Source organism: Thalassotalea euphylliae (genome assembly GCF_042682785.1).
Taxonomy (GTDB): Bacteria; Pseudomonadota; Gammaproteobacteria; order Enterobacterales; family Alteromonadaceae; genus Thalassotalea_F; species Thalassotalea_F euphylliae.
Genome location: NZ_JBHUIB010000003.1, coordinates 873,890 through 894,024, shown reverse-complemented (window position 1 = coordinate 894,024; position 20,135 = coordinate 873,890). Strand labels below are relative to the sequence as shown.

The following is a 20,135-nucleotide window of genomic DNA, read 5'->3' as shown; positions in this document are numbered from 1 at the left end:
ACGATGAGTACATTACTTGATATCAGTAACATCGACATGGTGTTTCCAACACCAAAAGGTGACTTTACCGCGCTTAAAAATGTTGATTTACAAATTAAAAAAGGCGAGTTCATTTCATTAATCGGACACTCAGGTTGTGGTAAGTCGACTGTTCTGAATGTTGTGGCAGGTTTATACCAAGCTACCAGTGGCGGAGTTTTACTTAACAATAAAGAGGTTAACGCGCCAGGGCCTGAAAGGGCGGTAGTATTTCAAAATCATTCGTTATTGCCATGGTTAACGGCCTATCAAAACGTTGAGCTTGCAGTAAAGCAAATTTTCAACAAGAAAATGTCGCCAGCTGAAATGAAAGAGTGGATAGAACACAACCTTACATTAGTGCATATGGAACATGCGATGCACAAGCGCCCTGATGAAATCTCTGGCGGTATGAAGCAACGTGTTGGCATTGCGAGAGCATTATCAATGCAACCAGAAATACTACTGATGGATGAACCTTTTGGTGCGCTAGATGCGTTAACACGCGCCCATATGCAAGACTCGTTGATGGAAATACAAGATGAGCTTAACAACACAGTCATTATGATCACTCATGATGTCGATGAGGCTGTATTGTTATCTGATCGTATTGTGATGATGACTAATGGTCCTTCAGCAACGATTGGCGAGATTTTAGATGTCAATTTACCACGACCTCGCGACCGTATCACACTAGCCCAAGATGATGAGTACAACCGTTTACGCTCGTCCGTGTTGACCTTCTTGTATGAGAAGCAGCGCAAAGTCGAAACAATATCAACAAAAGTTACAAATAAAGCGGAACAACCGCACAAAAATAGTGCAAAAGTTGATGTTGCTTAATAAATAAAACATTTTTATTGACTATAGTTAGGTCAATAAATCGAAGAAACACCGATTTAATAATAAAGAAAATAAGGGAACCTCATGAAACTTAATAAGATCTCTAAGGTATTATTGCCTTTAGTAGCTGCAAGTGTACTAGCGCCAACCGTTGCTTATGCTGCTAACAATGAAAGTAAAGCCACAATTGATTTCCGCTTACGCTATGAAAGTGTTGAACAAGACAATGCGTTAAAAGACGCTGATGCTTTAACACTCCGAACGCGTCTTAACTTTACCACGGCGAACTATCAAAACTTTTCAGCTTTTGTTGAGTTTGAAGACTCTCGCGCAGTAGGTGTAGAGGACTATAACGACACGAATGGTAACAATACGGAATATTCAGTGATTGCTGATCCTGAGACCACTGAGCTTGATCAAGCATATGTAAAATACGCCGCAAATGGCGTAATTGCGAAAGTCGGCCGCCAAGTCATTACGTTTGATAATCACCGTTTTGTTGGGCATGTAGGCTGGCGTCAAGACAAACAAACGTTTGATGCGGCATCATTTAACTATAAAGCCAATGATAAGTTAGATATGACATACGCCTACGTGACCAAACGTAATCGTATTTTCGGTGAAGAGAAAGATCTCGATGCAAAAGACCACTTAATCAATATTGGTTACAAAACTGCATTGGGTAAGCTATCAGCATATAGTTACATGTTGGAAGTAGACGAAGGTGCAGACAATAGCCTAGATACTTATGGTGTGCGTTTTGCGGGTAGTGAAAAACACGGAAAAAACAAGTGGGTATACGCGTTTGAATATGCAACACAGGAATCTGAAAGTGGCAGCGTAGAATACGATGCTGACTATATGCTTGCAGAGCTAGGCTACGTAGTTAATGGTATTACCATAAAAGGCGGCTATGAATTGTTAGGCAGTGATGATGGCGAGTACGGCTTTTCGACACCGCTTGCGACACTTCATGCGTTCAATGGCTGGACCGATCAATTCTTAACTACGCCTAAAGAGGGTTTAACGGATATGTACGTATCTGTTTCTGGTAAAGCTTATGGTGGTAAGTGGTCAGTGGTTTATCATGACTTTAATGCGGATGAAGATAGTGACACGGTTGATGACTTGGGTGATGAGCTGGGTATTTCTTACGGTCGTGCATTTAACAAAACGTTTTCTGGCGGTATAAAGTTTGCCGCGTATGGAGAGGGCGATAGTGGTGCAGGTAAAGTCGACACTGATAAATTATGGGTTTGGGTAGGCGCTAAATTCTAAACTTTCCCGAATATCGCAATTAAATAGCGATAAAAATAAAGTCTACATATTTTGTTTTTATCGCCTTTTGGTGCACTGGCGTTATAGTCTAATTTTATGCACGAATAATGTGCGTAAAATTAGTGCTTTTACGTCAATGATAGTGCACCTTTTACACCCTTCATATTCTATGTTTTTATAGAGCGTTGAAAAATAAAGACATATTTTCATAATTTAAATTGGCATTTGCTTTGCTCTAGCCTCAGTGAAATGTATCGCTGTAGGGAAAAATATAAAAATGAGCGCAGATGTAGGTATAAAAATCATGTCATTTACGGGGAAGATGAAAATACTTCACCTCAGTTGGATGGCATTTTTCATCACTTTCTTTGTTTGGTTTAACCATGCACCATTATTAGGCGTAATTGGCGAGTCACTTGGCCTGACAGGCAGTGAAATTAAGACGCTTCTCATTCTCAATGTAGCGCTTACCATTCCTGCGCGTATTGTTATAGGCATGCTCACTGACAAATTTGGGCCCCGTATCACCTATGCTGTATTGCTTGCTGTCTGCAGTATTCCTTGTTTTATGTTTGCTTTGGCAGATACCTTTGAACAAGCCGCAATTGCTCGTTTTATGTTGGGCTTTATTGGTGCAGGCTTTGTTGTTGGTATACGCATGGTCAGTGAATGGTTTCCTGCGAACCAATTAGGTACAGCAGAGGGTATCTATGGTGGCTGGGGTAACTTTGGTTCAGCAGCAGGCGCTATGTTGTTGCCTACTATCGCTTTATTATTTGGTGGTGAAGACGGTTGGCGTTATGCAATTGGCATTACTGGTGTGATGAGTTTAGCATTTAGCTTTATTTGGTATGCAAACGTCACGGATACACCGAAAGGGTCAACGTACTTTAAGCCAAAGCAAACTGGTGCAATGGAAGTCACCAGCGTAAGCGACTTTTATTTCCTATTGATTATGAAGTTGCCGATGTATGGTGCGCTTGCTTTGCTAACGTGGAAGTTATCACCTGCTGGTGTTTCATTATTATCAGAAACGATCACCACTATTGTTTATATTGGCCTTGTTGCACTTTATTTACTTGAAGTTAAACAAACGTACACCGTCAATGGCCATTTGTTCAAACAACCTGTAGATGAAGTCCATCAATACAAATTCAAACAGGTTGCCGTGTTAAACGTATTATATTTTGCAACTTTTGGTTCAGAGTTAGCTGTGGTGTCAATGCTACCATTGTTTTTTGCTGAAACGTTTGAACTGGATATGGTTTACGCTGGTTTACTTGCGTCGCTATATGCATTTATGAACTTAATGTCTCGCCCGGGTGGCGGTTGGATCAGCGATAAATTTGGTCGCAAAAAAACGTTACTCATATTAACAGCAGGCCTAGCGGCCGGTTACTTTGTGATGTCCACAATTGATAGTGCATGGCCTTTAGCATTGGCAGTAGTTGCTGCGATGGCGTGTTCGTTCTTTGTGCAAGCTGGTGAAGGGGCTGTGTTTGCTGCCGTTCCGTTAATTAAACGTCGGTTAACTGGTCAAATCGCCGGTATGACAGGGGCATACGGCAATGTTGGCGCCGTTGTTTATCTTACTGTACTTTCCATGGTAAGTTACCAGACATTCTTCTTGGTTATTGCTGGCACAGCAGTTCTTGGCTTCATTACATTACTCTTTATGGAAGAGCCACAGGGTACGATCACAGAAGTAAAAGAAGATGGATCAATTGAACTAATACATGTCAGCTAATGTTGTACCAATAAAAAAACGGCCGGATGCACCACGAAAGTTGGTGGTGCATTATGGCGGTTTTAGTACTGAAGGCATCAAGATTGAAAATCAAGATGCCTTTTCTGCTTTTTCACCTTCAAACTATACGATTGACGAAAAAGGGTTTGCTGCAGCAATCGCTGATGGCTTGTCTACCGCATCACATGCCAGAGAAGCGGCGCAACTGGTTGTCACACAATTCTTAACCGACTACTTTTCAACACCACCGACGTGGTCTACGCAAAAATCAGCCTTTAAAGTTGTTTCCAGTTTAAACGATTGGCTTTATGCGCAATCTGATGATGTAAAGCATAATAATCAGCAGTGGCTTACAACGTTTTCATCTTTGATTATAAAGTCCTCAACGGGATACCTTTTTCACGTTGGCGACTCTCGTATTGCACAAGTGCGAGACGGTAATTTTGAGTACTTAACGAAAGATCATAGCCGTAAGCATGGAAAACAGCATATGGTGCTTACACGTGCACTTGGTGGTGAGCCAAGAGTAAAAATCGATGCATTTGAATTAGCCGTGCAACAAGGTGATTTTTATATACTCTCCAGCGATGGGTTCCACGATTTTGTCGACAAAGAATACGTTGCAAATACATTGGCTAATTTGTCTGGCGATATCGACAGTGACTTACTTGAAACTACTGGCAGGGAGCTTGCTCAAAAAGCGATGGAAAACGGTAGTGACGACAATGTAAGTTGTCTAATTGCATACGTAGAGTCATTGCCGGTCAAAGAAATGGTTGAGCTAGAAAGAGAATTACTCAGTAAGAGAATTCTGCCGGCATTAGGACCTGGCTTGAAGTTAGATGGGTATGAAGTGATTAAAACACTTCACGAAAGTACACGTTCGCATTTGTACCTAGTTAAAAGGCCTGATGAGCCTGAGCCGCGTGTGTTAAAGGTTCCTTCTCAAAACTTCACCGATGATGTCCACTATATTCAGGGGTTTATTCGTGAAGCTTGGCTAGGTGAGCGGGTAAATCATCGCAATATTATGAAGGTGACACAGGCTCGCAATAGCGAGTATTTGTATCATTACTGCGAGTATATTGATGGTCAAACGTTGAGTGACTGGATGCATGATAATCCAAAGCCAAGTATCGCTGTTGTAAGAGATATTGTGAAGCAGGTGATTGCTGCCTTGCGAACATTTCAGCGAATGGAAGTACTGCATCGTGATTTAAAGCCAGATAATATTATGATTGATAAGTTTGGCAAAATTACACTTATTGACTACGGTACGGCAGCCGTAGCGGCTTTAGATGAAGACGCCAATACGATTCAAAATGAGGTTCCGCAAGGCACGGTTAACTACATTGCGCCAGAAACGCTGCTGAATATGCACGCTGACTATTACAGTGACTTATTTTCGCTTGGCGTTATCACGTATGAGTTACTTACCGGTGAATTACCTTTTAAACCAATGACGCGGCAAGATGCATTAAAAGCTGAACAACAAAATTGGCAATATCGTAGCATTAAGCAGTTTAGATCTGATTTACCCGTTTGGATGGATTATGCACTTCAAAAAGCGACCGAACCCGTTTCATCAAAACGTTATCAAGCATATTCTGAGTTCGAGGCGGACATATGCAAACCTAATATGTCTGCAGTAAAAGAGTATCAAAGCCAACCGCTCTTGCAACGCGATCCTGTCTTATTCTGGAAAGGGTTGTCTGTATTGCTGATTATTCTTTTAATTGCGTCGTTGTCGACTTAACGAAACTGTCATTCGTTTGGAAGAGGCCGCATACTTTAAAAACCGCACTTTTGTTGTGCACTTTTATTTTCATCCTAGTGCAAAAACTTTAAAATTTTATTTTTGATATTTTTAAGTTACTGAAATGTAACGAATAAATATTTGGCACTCGCTTTGCTATCAAGCTTTTATAACAGTGGATTCGCCATGGCGCGTGATTCTGCTGATTACAAGTAAAACTAAAATGCAATGAAGTAGGATAGTGAAAATGAGTGCGAATACCCACCCAGCGGATACGCAAAAAGTCGTTGTTGTAGGCAACGGTATGGTAGGACATCACTTTGTCGAACAATTGGCAAACTTACGTCAATCGCCTGAAGCCGTATCAATCACCGTATTATCAGCAGAAGACCGCTTGGCTTATGACCGTGTTCATTTGTCAGAGTACTTTTCTGGTAAAACAGCACAAGATCTCGCGTTAACAGACGAAGCTACTTACGATTCATGGCAAGTTAGTTTCAAAACCAACGCTAAAGTTACACACATCGATAAATCAGCAAAAATTGTGACGACAGAGTCAGGTGAATCTTTTGCTTACGATAAATTGATTTTAGCGACAGGTTCTTACCCGTTTGTGCCACCGATCCCTGGGGGAGATCAATCTCATTGCCTTGTATACAGAACCATTGACGACCTGGAGTCAATCAAAGAAAGTGCAAGTTGCAGTCAAGTTGGTGTGGTGATCGGTGGCGGTTTATTAGGCCTCGAGGCAGCAAATGCACTAAAAGAACTCGGTTTAACAACACACGTTGTTGAATTTGCGCCGCAACTGATGGCTGTTCAAGTGGATGCAGGGGGCGGTCGTTTACTTAAAGATAAAATTGAAGAGTTAGGTGTAACTGTTCACACGTCAAAAGCGACAACCGTAATAGAAGCCGGTGAAACGTGCCGCTATCGCTTGGTGTTTAGCGATGGTGAGTCACTAGAAACAGACTTAGTGCTGTTTTCTGCAGGTATTCGCCCATACGACAACCTAGGCCGTGAGTTCGACCTAACACTAGGCGAACGTGGCGGTATCGTCATTAATGACCAGTGTCAAACATCGGATAGCGACATATACGCTATTGGAGAATGTGCCTTATACAACAACATGATTTATGGCTTGGTTGCACCAGGTTACACCATGGCAAAAGTCGCAGCTAAGCATGTGTTAGATACTTCGACAGAAGACGCATTTACTGGTGCTGATATGAGCACCAAATTAAAACTGATGGGTGTTGATGTTGGCTCAATTGGCGATGCTCATGGACGCACCGAAGGTGCATTGTCATACACCTATGAAAATCAGCCAGAAGGTGTTTACAAAAAAATTGTTGTCTCAGCAGATAAAAAGCTGTTGTTAGGTGCGGTGCTGGTTGGTGATTGCACTGAATACGACAGTTTATTGCAATACATGTTAAACGGTATTGAGTTACCTGAAGCACCAGAAGCACTAATTCTTCCTATGGCTGCAGACAAACCGATGCTCGGCGCAGACGCTCTGCCTGATACTGCGACGATTTGTTCATGTTTGAATGTCACCAAAGGCGACATCATTGAAACCATTGATGGTGGCGCATGCTCAGTAGCAGATGTTAAATCTTGCACTAAAGCGAGTACGGGTTGTGGCGGTTGTGCGGCACTATTAAAAGATGTTGTAGATAAAGAGTTGGAAAGCCGTGGCGTAGAAGTGAAGAAAGACATTTGTGAACACTTTGCTTATTCACGTCGTGAACTGTATGACATTGTTAGAGTTGAAAAAATTACGTCGTTTGAGCAACTCATTGAAAAACACGGTAAGGGCTTAGGCTGTGAAATCTGTAAACCTGCCGCTGGCTCAATCTTAGCGTCGGTGTGGAATGAATACATTCTTGATAAAAGTAATATCCCGCTTCAAGACACCAATGACACTTTCTTAGCAAATATGCAAAAAGACGGTACATACTCGGTTGTGCCGCGTATTCCGGGCGGTGAAATTACGCCCGAGAAACTGATCGTTATTGGCGAAGTGGCTAAAAAATACAACCTGTATACCAAAATAACAGGAGGTCAACGTATTGATTTGTTCGGCGCACGCGTTGAGCAACTGCCAGATATCTGGAAAGAATTGGTGGATGCTGGTTTAGAGACAGGGCATGCATACGGTAAGTCAGTGCGAACCGTTAAGTCATGTGTGGGCAGTACTTGGTGCCGATATGGTGTGCAAGACAGTGTCGGTATGGCTATTGATATTGAAAATCGCTACAAAGGTATTCGTGCACCACATAAAGTTAAATTCGCTGTGTCTGGTTGTACACGTGAATGTGCGGAAGCACAAAGTAAAGATTTTGGTGTAATAGCGACAGATAAAGGCTGGAACCTCTATGTATGTGGTAACGGGGGGATGAAACCTCGCCATGCGGATTTGTTTGCGACAGACCTAGATGACGAAACATTAATTAAATACATCGACCGTATTTTTGGTTTCTACATTCAAACAGCAGACAGATTGCAACGTACATCTGTGTGGATGGAAAACCTTGAAGGTGGTTTAGATTACCTAAGACAAGTTGTGATTGATGACCATTTGGGCATTTGCGATGAGCTGGAAAAACAGATGGCTGCCATTATTGGCAAATACCAATGTGAATGGACAACAACGATAAACGATCCTGAAGCGTTAAAACGTTTCCGTCAGTTTGTTAATTCAGATTCAACAGATTCAAATATTCAGTTCGTTACCGAGCGTGAGCAAATTCGTCCTGCGCGCGATGAAGAAAAAATATCTATTGTAAATATCGTTGAACCTAAAGTAGCAGTGTTGGAGGACTAATCATGGCTGAACAAAAATCTTGGAGAACCATCTGTAACAGTGATGACTTAGTGTTGAACGCGGGTGTATGTGCGTTAATTGAAGATTTAAACAAACAAATTGCTATTTTCAATATTCCTTCAACGCCTGAGCAGGTTTTTGCTATTGATAATTTCGACCCAATTGGTAAAGCGAATGTGCTTTACCGCGGGATTGTTGGTTGTAATCAAGGTGAGCCTGTTGTCGCATCACCTTTATACAAACAGCAGTTCTCGCTCAAGTCGGGTACTTGCTTGCAGGAAGAAGCGCAAGTAGGGGCATACCCAGTGCGCATTGAAGAACAAGCAGTGCAGGTTTTAATTTAAGCAAGGGCGGGTCGTGTCATGGCAGAAAGCATAACTTTCGAGCACATGGACACGCCAAATCGTACAAAAAATGGTGCTTTGGCGGCGTCCGTTGCTAGCGCGTTAAGTACCCAACACCAAGACAGAATAGTACAGTCAACATGTGCATACTGTGGTGTAGGGTGCGGCGTTGATATAAAAGTAGAAAAAGGTGAAGCAGTATCGCTGTCACCTTCACCTCAACATCCAGCGAATTTTGGCCGCTTGTGCGTTAAAGGTTCGCATTTACTGGATACAGTTGAGGCTGAAGGCAGGTTACTGTACCCAGAAATTGGCGGTGAACGTGTTTCTTGGCCAAAAGCAACATTTCATGTTGCAGAAAAACTCAATCATATTATTACAGAGTATGGTCCTGATGCGGTTGGCTTCTATGTCTCTGGTCAGTTGCTAACGGAAGACTACTATGTCGCCAATAAGCTGATGAAAGGCTATATCGGCAGCGCGAACATAGATACTAACTCGCGATTATGTATGTCATCAGCGGTATCTGCATATAAACGCGCATTCGGCGAAGATCTCGTTCCATGTAACTATGAAGATCTAGAGTTAACTGATTTACTTGTGCTCGTTGGTTCAAACGCCGCGTGGACGCATCCAGTGTTATTTCAACGAATTGAGCGCGCACGCCAAATAAATCCAGATTTCAAAATCATTGTTATTGACCCCCGTAAAACGGCTACTGCTGAAGGCGCTGATTTACATTTAGCGATTAAGCCCGGCAGTGACGCAGCATTGTTTAACGGGCTATTGCAATACTTAGACAAAACAAACCATATTGATGACGCATTCATTGATCAGCACTGTGAAGGCTTTGAAGAAGCGTTGGCAGAAGCAAAAAACTGGACGTTGGAGAAAGTAGCGAACTTTTGCGGGTTATCCGTAGAAGAAATTACTGCGTACTACCAGAGTTTTGCAAAATCGGAACGCGTTATCACGATGTATTCTATGGGCATTAACCAGTCTACGTCAGGCGTTGATAAGTGCCACAGTATTATTAATGCGCACTTGGCATCTGGTAAAGTTGGCAAAGCAGGTTCAGGCCCGTTTTCTATCACTGGTCAACCCAATGCTATGGGCGGGCGCGAAGTAGGTGGACTTGCTAACCAATTGGCTGCTCATCTTGATATTGAAAATGATAAGCACCGTGATTTAGTGCAGCGCTTCTGGCAGTCACCAACGATTTGCGAGAAACCAGGTGCAAAAGCGATGGATATGTTCGAGCAGATGGCAGAAGGCAAAATAAAAGCCGTCTGGATCATGGCAACGAACCCAGCAGTGAGTTTGCCTGATAATGCGCTAATCAAAAAGGCGCTAGAGAAATGTGAACTGGTCGTTGTCTCTGACTGCGTAGCGAAAAACGATACGTTAGCCTTTGCTGATGTCAAGTTGCCCGCTACACCTTGGCTTGAAAAAGACGGTACGGTAACTAACTCTGAACGTTGCATTTCAAGGCAACGTCCGTCCATAGAACCAAGCGGACAAGCAAAACACGACTGGGAAATTGTCTCTGAAGTGGCGACTGCTATGGGCTTTGACGGGTTTGACTACCGCAAACCTTCCGATGTATTTAATGAATTTACAGCATTAACTGCTTTTGAAAATAGTGGTGAGACCAACCGTTTTCTAGATTTGTCTGGAATCGTTGACTTAAGTGATCGCGAGTATCAAAACTTGGCACCGATCCAGTGGCCTATAAACACTGCTAATCCTACTGGTACAAAGCGACTGTTTGGCGATAGTCGTTTTGCTACAAAATCATCTAAAGCGCGCCTGTTCCCTATAACGCCTAAATTGCCTGTACAACAAATTAGTGATGAATATCCACTGGTATTAAACAGTGGTAGGTTCCGAGATCACTGGCACACCATGACAAGAACGGGTAATGCGGGAAAATTGAATCAGCATTTGGCAAAGCCATATTTGTCAGTAAATACGTTTGACGCCAAAAAGCTTGGTTTACAAAACGAAGATATTGCTCATGTAACGAACGCAACTGGACAGATTACAGTACCTGTATTAGTGAGTGACTCTGTGACTCAGGGGCAATGTTTTATGCCTATTCACTGGAATGCTCAGTTTGCCTCTAACGCCGTTGTAACTAACTTATATCAAAGGAAAGTAGACCCATTAAGTGGTCAGCCAGAAGCAAAGCACACTGGGGTTAAGCTCGATAAAGCGGAATTTTCTCAGTATATAGACGTACTTGCGTCTGCATCTCTGCCCCAAAGTATGATGTCAGATAGTGATTACGCAGTATTTGGCAAGAAAGAAGCCTTTAATCATTATCAGTTTGCTAACCGCGAAGCTACTTTTGATATTCTATCAATTAAGAGGCACAAAGCGTTTCAGGGAGAATGGATAAGTGCTTCCGTACGAGGAGGTGAACAGCATATTTGTTTGGCTAATGGCAAACTAATATGTGCAGTTTTTCAACGTAATGAAGCGTTCGCTGAACCCCTTTGGACAAGTGAGTTTTTTAATAAGGCAACACTGCCATTTGCCGAGATACAAACGTTGCTGTCAGGTAGTCCACCTTCGCCAGGACTAAACAGTCGTAATGTTTGTACCTGTTTTAATGTTAGTGAGTATGAAATACAACAAGCTTTAGAAGCAGGTAGTGATAGCGTAACGAAGTTGGGTAAACAATTAAAATGCGGCACTAATTGTGGCTCGTGCAAACCTGAACTTCAAAGTCTTATTAACAAGCATCTACACGGTGAACAAATTCCCGTGACAGAAGTTGCAACGGCGTAGAAAGGAGCCAGTATGTTGTCGGTATTATCTTTTAAACGCATCAAATCAAATGGGTTGGAAGCAAAGCAGCGTGAACAGCTGTGGAGTGGCAGCTTCTTAAATCGTTTGTTTAAACCAAAAAAACCACTTCAAGATGAAAATAAACGCGGTGAAGTTGTATTCGTCGGTGCCGGAGCCGGGGATATTGAACTTTTGACACTGAAAGCAGTAAAGGCATTGCAACAGGCAGATGTTGTACTTATTGATTGGCTGGTAAACCCTGAAATCAACACGCTCATTCCCGCGCATGTAGAACGTATTTTTGTCGGCAAAAAATGTGGCAAACATTCGATGAAGCAGCCGGATATTAATGCGTTGCTGTTAGCAGAGGCTCAGAAAAACAAACGAGTTGTCCGCTTAAAAGGTGGTGATCCGAGTATTTTCGCAAGGCTAGCTGAGGAAACAGCAACGCTACAGAAAAACAACGTGCCTTTTCAGATTGTGCCAGGGATAACTGCAGCGAGCGGTTGCGCCGCATATTCTGGTATACCTTTGACGCATAGAGACTGTGCTCAATCAGTAAAATTTGTTACCGCTCACTTAAAAGACGAAAATGAGCAGTGTAACTGGCAGCAATTAGCCAAAGAGCAGGGAACTGTAGTGTTTTACATGGGGTTAAGCAGAGTTGCATTAATCGCAGAAAAACTAACTCAGAATGGAATGGAGCCGTCAATGCCAATGGCGGTTATTGATCAAGGTACAAGTACAGAACAAAAAGTCGTGTGTTCAACCTTAGGTACGATAGAGCCTTCTAGTATGCTAAATGACTTCGTTGGTCCGGCATTGATTATTGTTGGGGATGTGGTGAACTACCGCGAGAATGTGGACTTAACTTTGATTGAAGGAAAGCAATACGCTGCCAGCTAGTGTTCGAGGGATATAAACGAAAAAAGCCGCATTTAATGCGGCTTTTTAGAATTTGGTGGGTGCGACTGGAGTCGAACCAGCGACCTCATCCATGTCAAGGATGCGCTCTAACCAACTGAGCTACGCTCCCAAAGGGATGTTGCTTAAGCAACGGAGCGCTATGTTATCGGTGCTGAATTAATGTTGCAAGTAGTTTTCACGCAAAATATGACAATTGATGTTTGTTCGTTCAAATTGCAATCAAAATGCTGGTTTTATGGTAACAATCACTTTATTTTAAATTAATGAATAAATTGTAAATCGTTTGTAACTCATTTTGTTATAATAGCTTTAACAATAATTTAAAAGGGAATGCCATGAAAAATAAAACACTCTCACTCTTGGCGCTAGCTTCACTTTCTGCACACACTGTAGCGGGTGAACAACCGGACGCGTCTCAGCTCGTTGGTCAGGCATACGGTGGTGTGCACTACAGCTACTTTAATGCTGATGATGACCGCTACAAAATCTTAGATAATGCCGCCTCAACACTAGATGATGGTGATGGACTAGGCGTTGAATTAGGTTATCGCTTTTCTGAAATGAACGAAATTCGAATCCAATATACGGATTTGTCTGTAGATGCTGACAGTAGTTTATTTGGCGAGCAGGACGGTTCATCTGTCGCGTTAGATTTATTGCATTTTCCAAATAAACAACAGTTTTACTATGTTGGTGGTTTCAAAGACATCGACCTTGAAGATAAAGAAGTGTCAGCAAACGTAGGTATTGGTATCCGCCATTATTTCAGCACACGCTTCGCTGCTTACATCGAGGGTAAAGGCCACTACCAATTTGAAGACCATCACAAAGATTGGACAGCATCAATTGGTTTAATGTACTTCTTCGGTGAAAATAAGAAACGTACTGTAGCGAAAGAGCCTGTGGTAACAACAGAACCAGCGTTAGTCGCAAATGTTGACAAAGACTCAGATAATGACGGTGTGATGGACAGCAAAGATAGCTGCCCAAATACACCTGAGAATCATATGGTTGATAGTTTAGGCTGTACATTGTTTAGTGATGAAGTGAAATCAATGCGTTTGTTAGTAAACTTCGATAACAACAGTGCTGAAGTTAAAAATGAATATACAGACGAAATAGAGAAAGCTGCTAACTTCTTAAATGCCTACCAGCAAGCGAACTTGACCATAGAAGGTCACTCTTCAGCTGTTGGTAATGCTGACTACAACAAGAAGCTTTCACTTAAACGCGCTCAAGCCATCGTTGACATGCTAGTCAATAACTATGGCATTGAAGCAAGTCGTTTGAATGCTGTTGGTTATGGTGAAGAGCGTTTATTAAATTCAGAGAATAGCGCCGAAGCACACAGTGAAAACCGCCGCATTATGGCGCGTGTTGAAGTCACTGAAAAAGTGGTTGTAGAAAAATAATTACTTTCTTAAGAAGAGAGCAGTGTTAACCATTGCTCTCTATTCTTGTTTGAATCACCTTTAAACGAATCGCAAGCATAATAGCTGCTGCTGTTAACCCCGAAATAAAACCAATCCAGAATCCATAGGGGCCAATAGGCTCAATTATCCAGTCAGTTAAGCCCAGCACTAACCCAATACTAAGGCCGACAATCCAATAAGCAAAGAATGTGATAATGAGGATAGCCGTTGTATCTTTATAACCTCTCAAGGCTCCTGCAGATATAACTTGTATCGCATCGGAGAATTGGAACATAGCCGCCAAAAACATCAAGCTAGCGGCAAGTTCGATAACTTTGGTTTCTGTTGTATAAATTGATGCTATTTCCGAATTAAAAATAATAGTACCGGTAGCCGTTACTACTGCTATTACGAGTCCTAACATGACCGAATAGAAACAAAGGTCTTTTGCTTGTTGATATTCCTTGTTTCCTACAGCGAAGCCGACTTTGATGGTAACAGCCATGGCTAAACTTAGCGGTACCATAAAAACTAACCCAGAAAAGTTAATGGCTATTTGGTGGCTCGCGACAACCTCAGCACCAAATGGCGCAAGAATTATCGCAACAACAGCAAAGAGACTGACTTCAAACAAAAGCGAGAAGGCTATAGGCACACCGACTATTAAAATTCCTTTAATTTCATGCCAATTGGGCCAGAAAAACTTATCAAAAAGGTGGGCTTTTTTAAGGTGTTTAGAGAAGTAGGTGTACAGCAGCATACTGATAAACATTACCCAATACACAATTGCCGTTGCTAAACCACATCCGGCGCCACCAAGGGCTGGCATGCCAAATTCGCCATAAATAAAGACGTAATTAGCAGGTATATTAATAATCAATCCAATGATGCTAATAATCATCGTAGGCCGAGTATGCGACATGCCTTCGGAGTAATTGCGCAGAACAAAATACAGGCAAAACGCAGGACCACCCCAAACAATATAGTCGAGGTAATCAAACATCAGGTCTTTTAAGTTTTGTTCGAGCGTGACAGAGTCGTAAATAGCGGGTGCCAGAAATGTATTCAGAAGTATTAAAGCAACACCTAAAACAACGCCAATCCATGCGGTTTGGTATGTCGCACTGGCAATTTTGTCGTACTCTTTCGCACCAGTATATTGAGAAACAATGGCGGCAAGTGCCATCATTATACCGGAAATAGTTAAAATAGCGGGTAACCATACGCTGCTGGCAACGGCAACTGCTGCCATATCTGTCGCACTGACGCGTCCCGCCATCACGGTATCAGCGAATCCCATTAAGTTTTGAATCAACTGAGCGATCAAAATTGGGTAGGCTAGTTTAAGTAAACTCTTTGACTGAGAAATAAATCGCGTAAAATGCATGGCTAAGGAAACATGTGTCGACACTGCAGAAGCGCAATCATAGCTTTTTCACCTTGCACTTAATACAGTAATTCGTCATTTGTTTAAATAAATTTGATACAAATCATATGGGTAAAGTGTAGGTTATGTTTACAGGTATCGTTCAAGCAAAGGCAAAAATACTGTCGACGACGATTAACAATGAAATATGTCGTTTAGTGATTCAAGTTAATAGCGAAAATGCGGAACAAATTGAGCTTGGAGCGAGTATCTCGATAAACGGAACCTGCTTAACGGTGGTTTCAGTAGATGATGCTGAGGAAAATCAAGCAAGTATTGCTTTTGACGTGATTGATGAAACGTTACGCGTAACCAATTTAGGGGCGTTGAAAGAGGGTGATTTCGTTAATTTTGAGCGTTCGTTAAAGGTTGGTGACGAAATTGGCGGACATCAAGTTTCTGGTCATGTTCATACCATTGCGTCGGCGCACAGTATTGTAAACAATGCTGATAATGTTGCAATTACATTTATTTGTCAGGGCAATTGGAATAAGTATCTCGTTGAAAAGGGATTTATCAGCATTAATGGCACGAGTTTGACGATAGGAAATGTAGAGGGGAGCATGTTTTCGGTTCACCTAATTCCTGAAACGTTAGAGAGAACAAACATAGGGCTGTTGGACATAGGGGATAATGTCAATATTGAGTTTGATCAGCAAACTATGACGATAGTCGAAACTATAGAACGAATGAAGCTCAAGCTCGCTTAGAAATACTGTTCATCATCCGCGTCTACACTTAATTCGATACTTTGATGTTCTTCATCAATGTGCATGTTTAGATGAATGTCACTGCAGCAAGCGGGGCATTCGTCATAGTAATCCTGGTCACCTGCGGTTGGATCTAAAAGTACGTGAAGATGGTGTCCACAATGTGGGCATTTGATACGGACTTGCTTGAGTTCTTGTTTAAGTTCTTCGAGCATATTGCACCTCTCGAAAGTGTCGCACACTCCTTTAATTATGGCGCAAATACATGTGAGTGCTAGTTTTCAAATTAGTGTCATATTTTCAATCGTTTGACACTTAGTGTAGTGAAAATAATCGCTGTAGAGAGGCTCTTGCTTGGTCAATATAAACGCCTGCAAAGAGATTGGCATGATTAAGAATATGGTAAAAATTGTAGATATGTTTGCGCGTTTCATACCCTTTTTGTAGTGGAAAGACTTCTTTGTATCCTCGATAAAAGGCGCTAGGGAACTGACCAAATAATTCTGTCATTGCGATATCACATTCTCTATCACCGTAATAACATGCTGGATCATAAATGACACCATGCTGGTCACTAAAAGCGACATTCCCTAACCATAGGTCGCCGTGTAGTAAACTAGGTCGCGGGTGATGAGAAACGAGTTGTTCATGGACGTATTGGCATATATGGTCGATATCGCCAAATGTTATCGACTTTTCATGAAGCAGTTGCAATTGCCAACCAATGCGCTGTTCTGAAAAGAACATGCTCCAATTTTTTTGCCATTTATTTGGTTGCAAATTTCTGCCAATAAAGTTGTCGTGTTGCCATCCATATTCCCCATGGGTGCACTGTTTGTGCATTTTCGCTAGATGACTGCCAAGCTCAAACCAATCTCCTTTATCTGAAAGATTTAAGTGCTCGATCACCAAAAAGCTTTTATCTAATGTAACACCAGTGGTTATTGGAGAAGGACAAGAAATGGGGGCTAAATTTTTTATCTGAGAAAGTGAGTAAGCCTCTTGTTCCATGGAGCCATAAGCGGTTCTATCATTTAATTTTACAAAGTAATCGCGTTGTCCATTAGATATGCGATAAGCAAGATTAATATCGCCTCCGGTGACCTCAGATTTTTCCGAAATATGAAAATCGGTGCGAGTTGCCTCTGAAATAGCTTCTTCTATGGTTTGCCACATCGTTATTTTCTCTTATTCAATGCTAATTACAGTATGGCTAATAATGCCCAGAAGCACCAATTACAGGCGTATAAACACGGTTTTACTACAGAAGTATTTCTCCCAAAATTAGCGCATTTCAGCGCTATTTTCCCTCGTAGGCTCTTCAATATTACTGATAGAGAAATCCTGCCAAGACGAACTTGGCAGCTGTTGATGTATGTTATTCAACGTTTTCCACACTGAATCTAGCGTCATTTTGTTTACCAACCAATCTGGAATTGCGCCATTGGGATCAACAGAAAACTGGTATTGAATCTGTATACCCGAATCAATGATTGGCTTAATGTGCCAGTGCGCTTGGTTTACGGTGACCCGAATAGAGTCTGAAATTTGTTCTGCTTTTGTTGATGCGTCCTGTACAAAAATATCAATACTAAAATCGTCGTTTTGCACATATTCTGTCTCTATTACCATATTTCTCGATTTAACTGGCCACACTCCTTCAAATTGGGTAATAAACACATTTCTCGTTGGCGTTAGTTGGGCAATTATTTCACTGTAATCTGAGTTGTCGAGCCAGTTGGGGATGTTAGCGGTGTCTTGTAAAAACAAAAGGAAACCTGACAACGTCGATTTTGTTGTTAGTTCTGCTTTGATTGTCGAGATTCCGTCAGCTTTTGACTTGCTTTGCCAAATGTTAATTACGTCATTTGACCTCACTAAGCGCCACTCGTTTTCTTGGGCAGTTGCTGGCATTACCGATGAAAAAACCAGAAAAAAAATGACAATTTGGTGAAAATGCTGAATTAGCTTGTATTTATTCCATTTTTCCATTGAAAAAGCGGGGGAATTTCCCTATATTTCCGAGCTTACAAATTATTAGACCACAATATACTCTGTGGTGAATGTTAACAAGCGGCGCTTCGTGTGTGTCGCCACTGTATTAAAGGAAAATTCATGCCTGTAATTACTCTCCCTGACGGAAGTCAACGCTCTTTCGATAACGCTGTATCTGTAATGGATGTTGCTTTAGACATAGGACCTGGTTTAGCGAAAGCTACTTTAGCGGGTCGAATCAATGGTGAACGCGTGGATGCGTGTGAAATGATCACCGAAGATAGTGAACTACAGCTTATTACCGCGAAAGACGAAGACGGTCTAGAGATTATTCGCCACTCTTGTGCTCACTTATTGGGTCATGCAATTAAGCAGCTATACCCTGACGTAAAAATGGCCATTGGTCCGACGATTGATAACGGTTTTTACTACGATGTAGACCTTGAGCACCCGCTAAATGATGAAGATTTAGCAAAGCTAGAAAAGCGTATGCTTGAACTAGCCAAGACAAATTATGAAGTTGTTAAGAAAAAAGTTTCTTGGCAAGAGGCCCGTGATACCTTTGAATCGCGTGGCGAACCGTACAAAATTGAAATCCTAGACGAGAACGTTTCTAAAGACGACCGTCCTGGTTTATACCACCACGAAGAATATATCGACATGTGTCGCGGTCCTCATGTACCAAACATGAAGCACTGTCATCACTTTAAGTTGATGAATGTAGCTGGTGCATACTGGCGTGGTGATTCTGAACGCAAAATGCTGCAACGCATATACGGTACAGCTTGGGCTGACAAGAAGCAGTTGAAAGCTTACTTACAACGTTTAGCGGAAGCAGAGAAACGTGACCACCGTAAAATTGGTAAAGCATTAGACTTATTCCACTGGCAAACAGAAGCGCCTGGTATGGTATTTTGGCACAACGATGGTTGGACTATTTACACTGAGCTTGAAAAGTTCGTTCGCGAAAAACTTCACGAGTATGATTATGATGAAGTAAAAGGTCCATTAATGATGGACCGTCAGTTGTGGGAACGCTCCGGACATTGGGATAAATACGCTGAGAACATGTTCACTACGGAATCTGAAAAGCGTGAATATGCTATTAAGCCAATGAACTGTCCAGGCCATGTTCAAATATTTAATCAAGGTTTAAAATCATACCGCGATTTACCGCTGCGTATGGCAGAATTTGGTTGTTGTCATCGTAATGAGCCATCAGGTGCTTTGCACGGCCTAATGCGTGTGCGTGGTTTTACTCAAGATGATGCACACATTTTCTGCACAGAAGATCAAGTTCAGGCAGAAGTTACTAAATGTATCGAAATGGTCTATGACGTATATAAAACGTTTGGTTTTGAAGATATTCTGGTGAAGCTTTCTACTCGTCCTGAGAAACGGATAGGCGCGGATGAAATATGGGATAAAGCGGAAGAAGGTTTAGCAAATGCACTTAAAAGCTTAGACATCCCATTTGAGTACTTGCCTGGTGAAGGTGCGTTCTATGGTCCAAAGATTGAATTCACACTATTGGATTGTTTAGGCCGTAATTGGCAATGTGGTACTGTGCAGTTAGATTTTGCTTTACCTGGCCGTTTAGATGCTTCTTATATCGGCGAAGATGGCGAACGTCATATACCGGTGATGATTCACCGTGCAATTCTTGGCTCTTTAGAACGTTTCATTGGTATTTTAATCGAGGAATATACGGGTAAATTCCCAACTTGGTTAGCTCCAGTTCAAGCGACTGTGATGAATATTACGGAAAAACAAAGCGAATATTGTCAAAAAGTTGTTAAAAAACTGAAAGAAAATGGCTTTAGAACAAAACTTGACTTGAGAAATGAGAAGATAGGCTTTAAAATCCGCGAGCACACATTAAAGCGTGTTCCATATCTTTTAGTTGTTGGTGACAAAGAAATGGAGAATGGTGAAATTGCCGTTCGAACGCGTGGTGGTGAAGATTTAGGTAAAATGTCGGTAGAAGACTTTATTGCTAAATTGTCGCAAGAAGTTGAAACACGGGCATAATACACTTTTTACGCAGGCGTGAATG

The 20,135-nt window shown here is 41.8% G+C and carries 15 protein-coding genes and 1 tRNA gene; 11 read left to right on the top strand and 5 right to left on the bottom strand.

All coding sequences use genetic code 11. From position 1 onward, the window contains the following. Positions 1-3: 3 nt before the first annotated feature. The 8 genes from ACFSJY_RS11330 to cobA all read left to right on the top strand — a co-directional run bounded on the left by ACFSJY_RS11330 (position 4) and on the right by cobA (position 12,515). A complete protein-coding gene (locus ACFSJY_RS11330; protein ID WP_386034302.1) occupies positions 4-861 on the top strand; it encodes an ABC transporter ATP-binding protein in 858 nt (285 codons plus the stop codon). 84 nt (positions 862-945) lie between these two features. Then, positions 946-2,139, top strand: coding sequence for an alginate export family protein (locus tag ACFSJY_RS11325; protein ID WP_386034300.1), 1,194 nt, complete (start codon positions 946-948; stop codon positions 2,137-2,139). 277 nt (positions 2,140-2,416) lie between these two features. Further along, entirely contained in the window at positions 2,417-3,886 is a 1,470-nt protein-coding gene (locus ACFSJY_RS11320) for a NarK family nitrate/nitrite MFS transporter (RefSeq protein WP_386034298.1), read from the top strand. Continuing rightward, positions 3,876-5,642, top strand: coding sequence for a bifunctional protein-serine/threonine kinase/phosphatase (locus ACFSJY_RS11315; protein ID WP_386034296.1), 1,767 nt, complete (start codon positions 3,876-3,878; stop codon positions 5,640-5,642). The genes ACFSJY_RS11320 and ACFSJY_RS11315 overlap by 11 nt, the downstream gene beginning before the upstream one ends. A 247-nt stretch (positions 5,643-5,889) precedes the next feature. After that, the gene (nirB, locus tag ACFSJY_RS11310) at positions 5,890-8,472 is read left to right on the top strand and encodes a nitrite reductase large subunit NirB (RefSeq protein ID WP_386034294.1); all 2,583 of its coding nucleotides are present in this window, start codon (positions 5,890-5,892) and stop codon (positions 8,470-8,472) included. Positions 8,473-8,474: 2 nt separating this feature from the next. Continuing rightward, a complete protein-coding gene (gene nirD, locus ACFSJY_RS11305; RefSeq protein ID WP_386034292.1) occupies positions 8,475-8,816 on the top strand; it encodes a nitrite reductase small subunit NirD in 342 nt (113 codons plus the stop codon). A gap of 18 nt (positions 8,817-8,834) precedes the next feature. Beyond that, the gene (locus ACFSJY_RS11300; RefSeq protein ID WP_386034290.1) at positions 8,835-11,609 is read left to right on the top strand and encodes a nitrate reductase; all 2,775 of its coding nucleotides are present in this window, start codon (positions 8,835-8,837) and stop codon (positions 11,607-11,609) included. A gap of 12 nt (positions 11,610-11,621) precedes the next feature. After that, positions 11,622-12,515 (top strand): uroporphyrinogen-III C-methyltransferase, encoded by an 894-nt coding sequence (gene cobA / locus ACFSJY_RS11295; RefSeq protein ID WP_386034288.1) that lies wholly within the window; start codon positions 11,622-11,624, stop codon positions 12,513-12,515. Between the two features lie 53 nt (positions 12,516-12,568). Here the strand turns inward: cobA and ACFSJY_RS11290 are convergent. After that, a tRNA-Val gene (locus ACFSJY_RS11290) sits at positions 12,569-12,645 on the bottom strand. A 226-nt stretch (positions 12,646-12,871) separates the two neighbouring features. On the opposite strand from ACFSJY_RS11290, the gene ACFSJY_RS11285 reads away from it, so the two are divergent. After that, entirely contained in the window at positions 12,872-13,948 is a 1,077-nt protein-coding gene (locus tag ACFSJY_RS11285) for an OmpA family protein (protein ID WP_386034286.1), read from the top strand. Positions 13,949-13,973: 25 nt separating this feature from the next. On the opposite strand, the gene ACFSJY_RS11280 is transcribed toward ACFSJY_RS11285, so the two are convergent. Beyond that, complete coding sequence (locus ACFSJY_RS11280) at positions 13,974-15,359, bottom strand: MATE family efflux transporter (RefSeq protein ID WP_386034284.1); 1,386 nt, start codon at positions 15,357-15,359, stop codon at positions 13,974-13,976. Between the two features lie 101 nt (positions 15,360-15,460). Between ACFSJY_RS11280 and ACFSJY_RS11275 the strand changes: the two genes are divergently transcribed. Next, positions 15,461-16,084 carry a riboflavin synthase subunit alpha gene (locus tag ACFSJY_RS11275; protein ID WP_386034282.1) on the top strand — a complete coding sequence of 208 codons (624 nt, stop codon included), beginning with the start codon at positions 15,461-15,463 and terminating at the stop codon, positions 16,082-16,084. Here ACFSJY_RS11275 and ACFSJY_RS11270 read toward each other — a convergent pair. The 3 genes from ACFSJY_RS11270 to ACFSJY_RS11260 form a co-directional block, all read right to left on the bottom strand. Next, entirely contained in the window at positions 16,081-16,299 is a 219-nt protein-coding gene (locus ACFSJY_RS11270) for a CPXCG motif-containing cysteine-rich protein (RefSeq protein ID WP_386034280.1), read from the bottom strand. The genes ACFSJY_RS11275 and ACFSJY_RS11270 overlap by 4 nt on opposite strands. Positions 16,300-16,399: 100 nt before the next feature. Then, the gene (locus ACFSJY_RS11265; protein WP_386034278.1) at positions 16,400-17,260 is read right to left on the bottom strand and encodes a fructosamine kinase family protein; all 861 of its coding nucleotides are present in this window, start codon (positions 17,258-17,260) and stop codon (positions 16,400-16,402) included. Between the two features lie 108 nt (positions 17,261-17,368). Further along, positions 17,369-17,998 (bottom strand): SRPBCC family protein, encoded by a 630-nt coding sequence (locus ACFSJY_RS11260; protein WP_386034276.1) that lies wholly within the window; start codon positions 17,996-17,998, stop codon positions 17,369-17,371. A gap of 201 nt (positions 17,999-18,199) precedes the next feature. On the opposite strand from ACFSJY_RS11260, the gene thrS reads away from it, so the two are divergent. Then, positions 18,200-20,110 (top strand): threonine--tRNA ligase, encoded by a 1,911-nt coding sequence (thrS, locus tag ACFSJY_RS11255; protein ID WP_386034274.1) that lies wholly within the window; start codon positions 18,200-18,202, stop codon positions 20,108-20,110. The last annotated feature ends 25 nt before the right edge of the window (positions 20,111-20,135 follow it).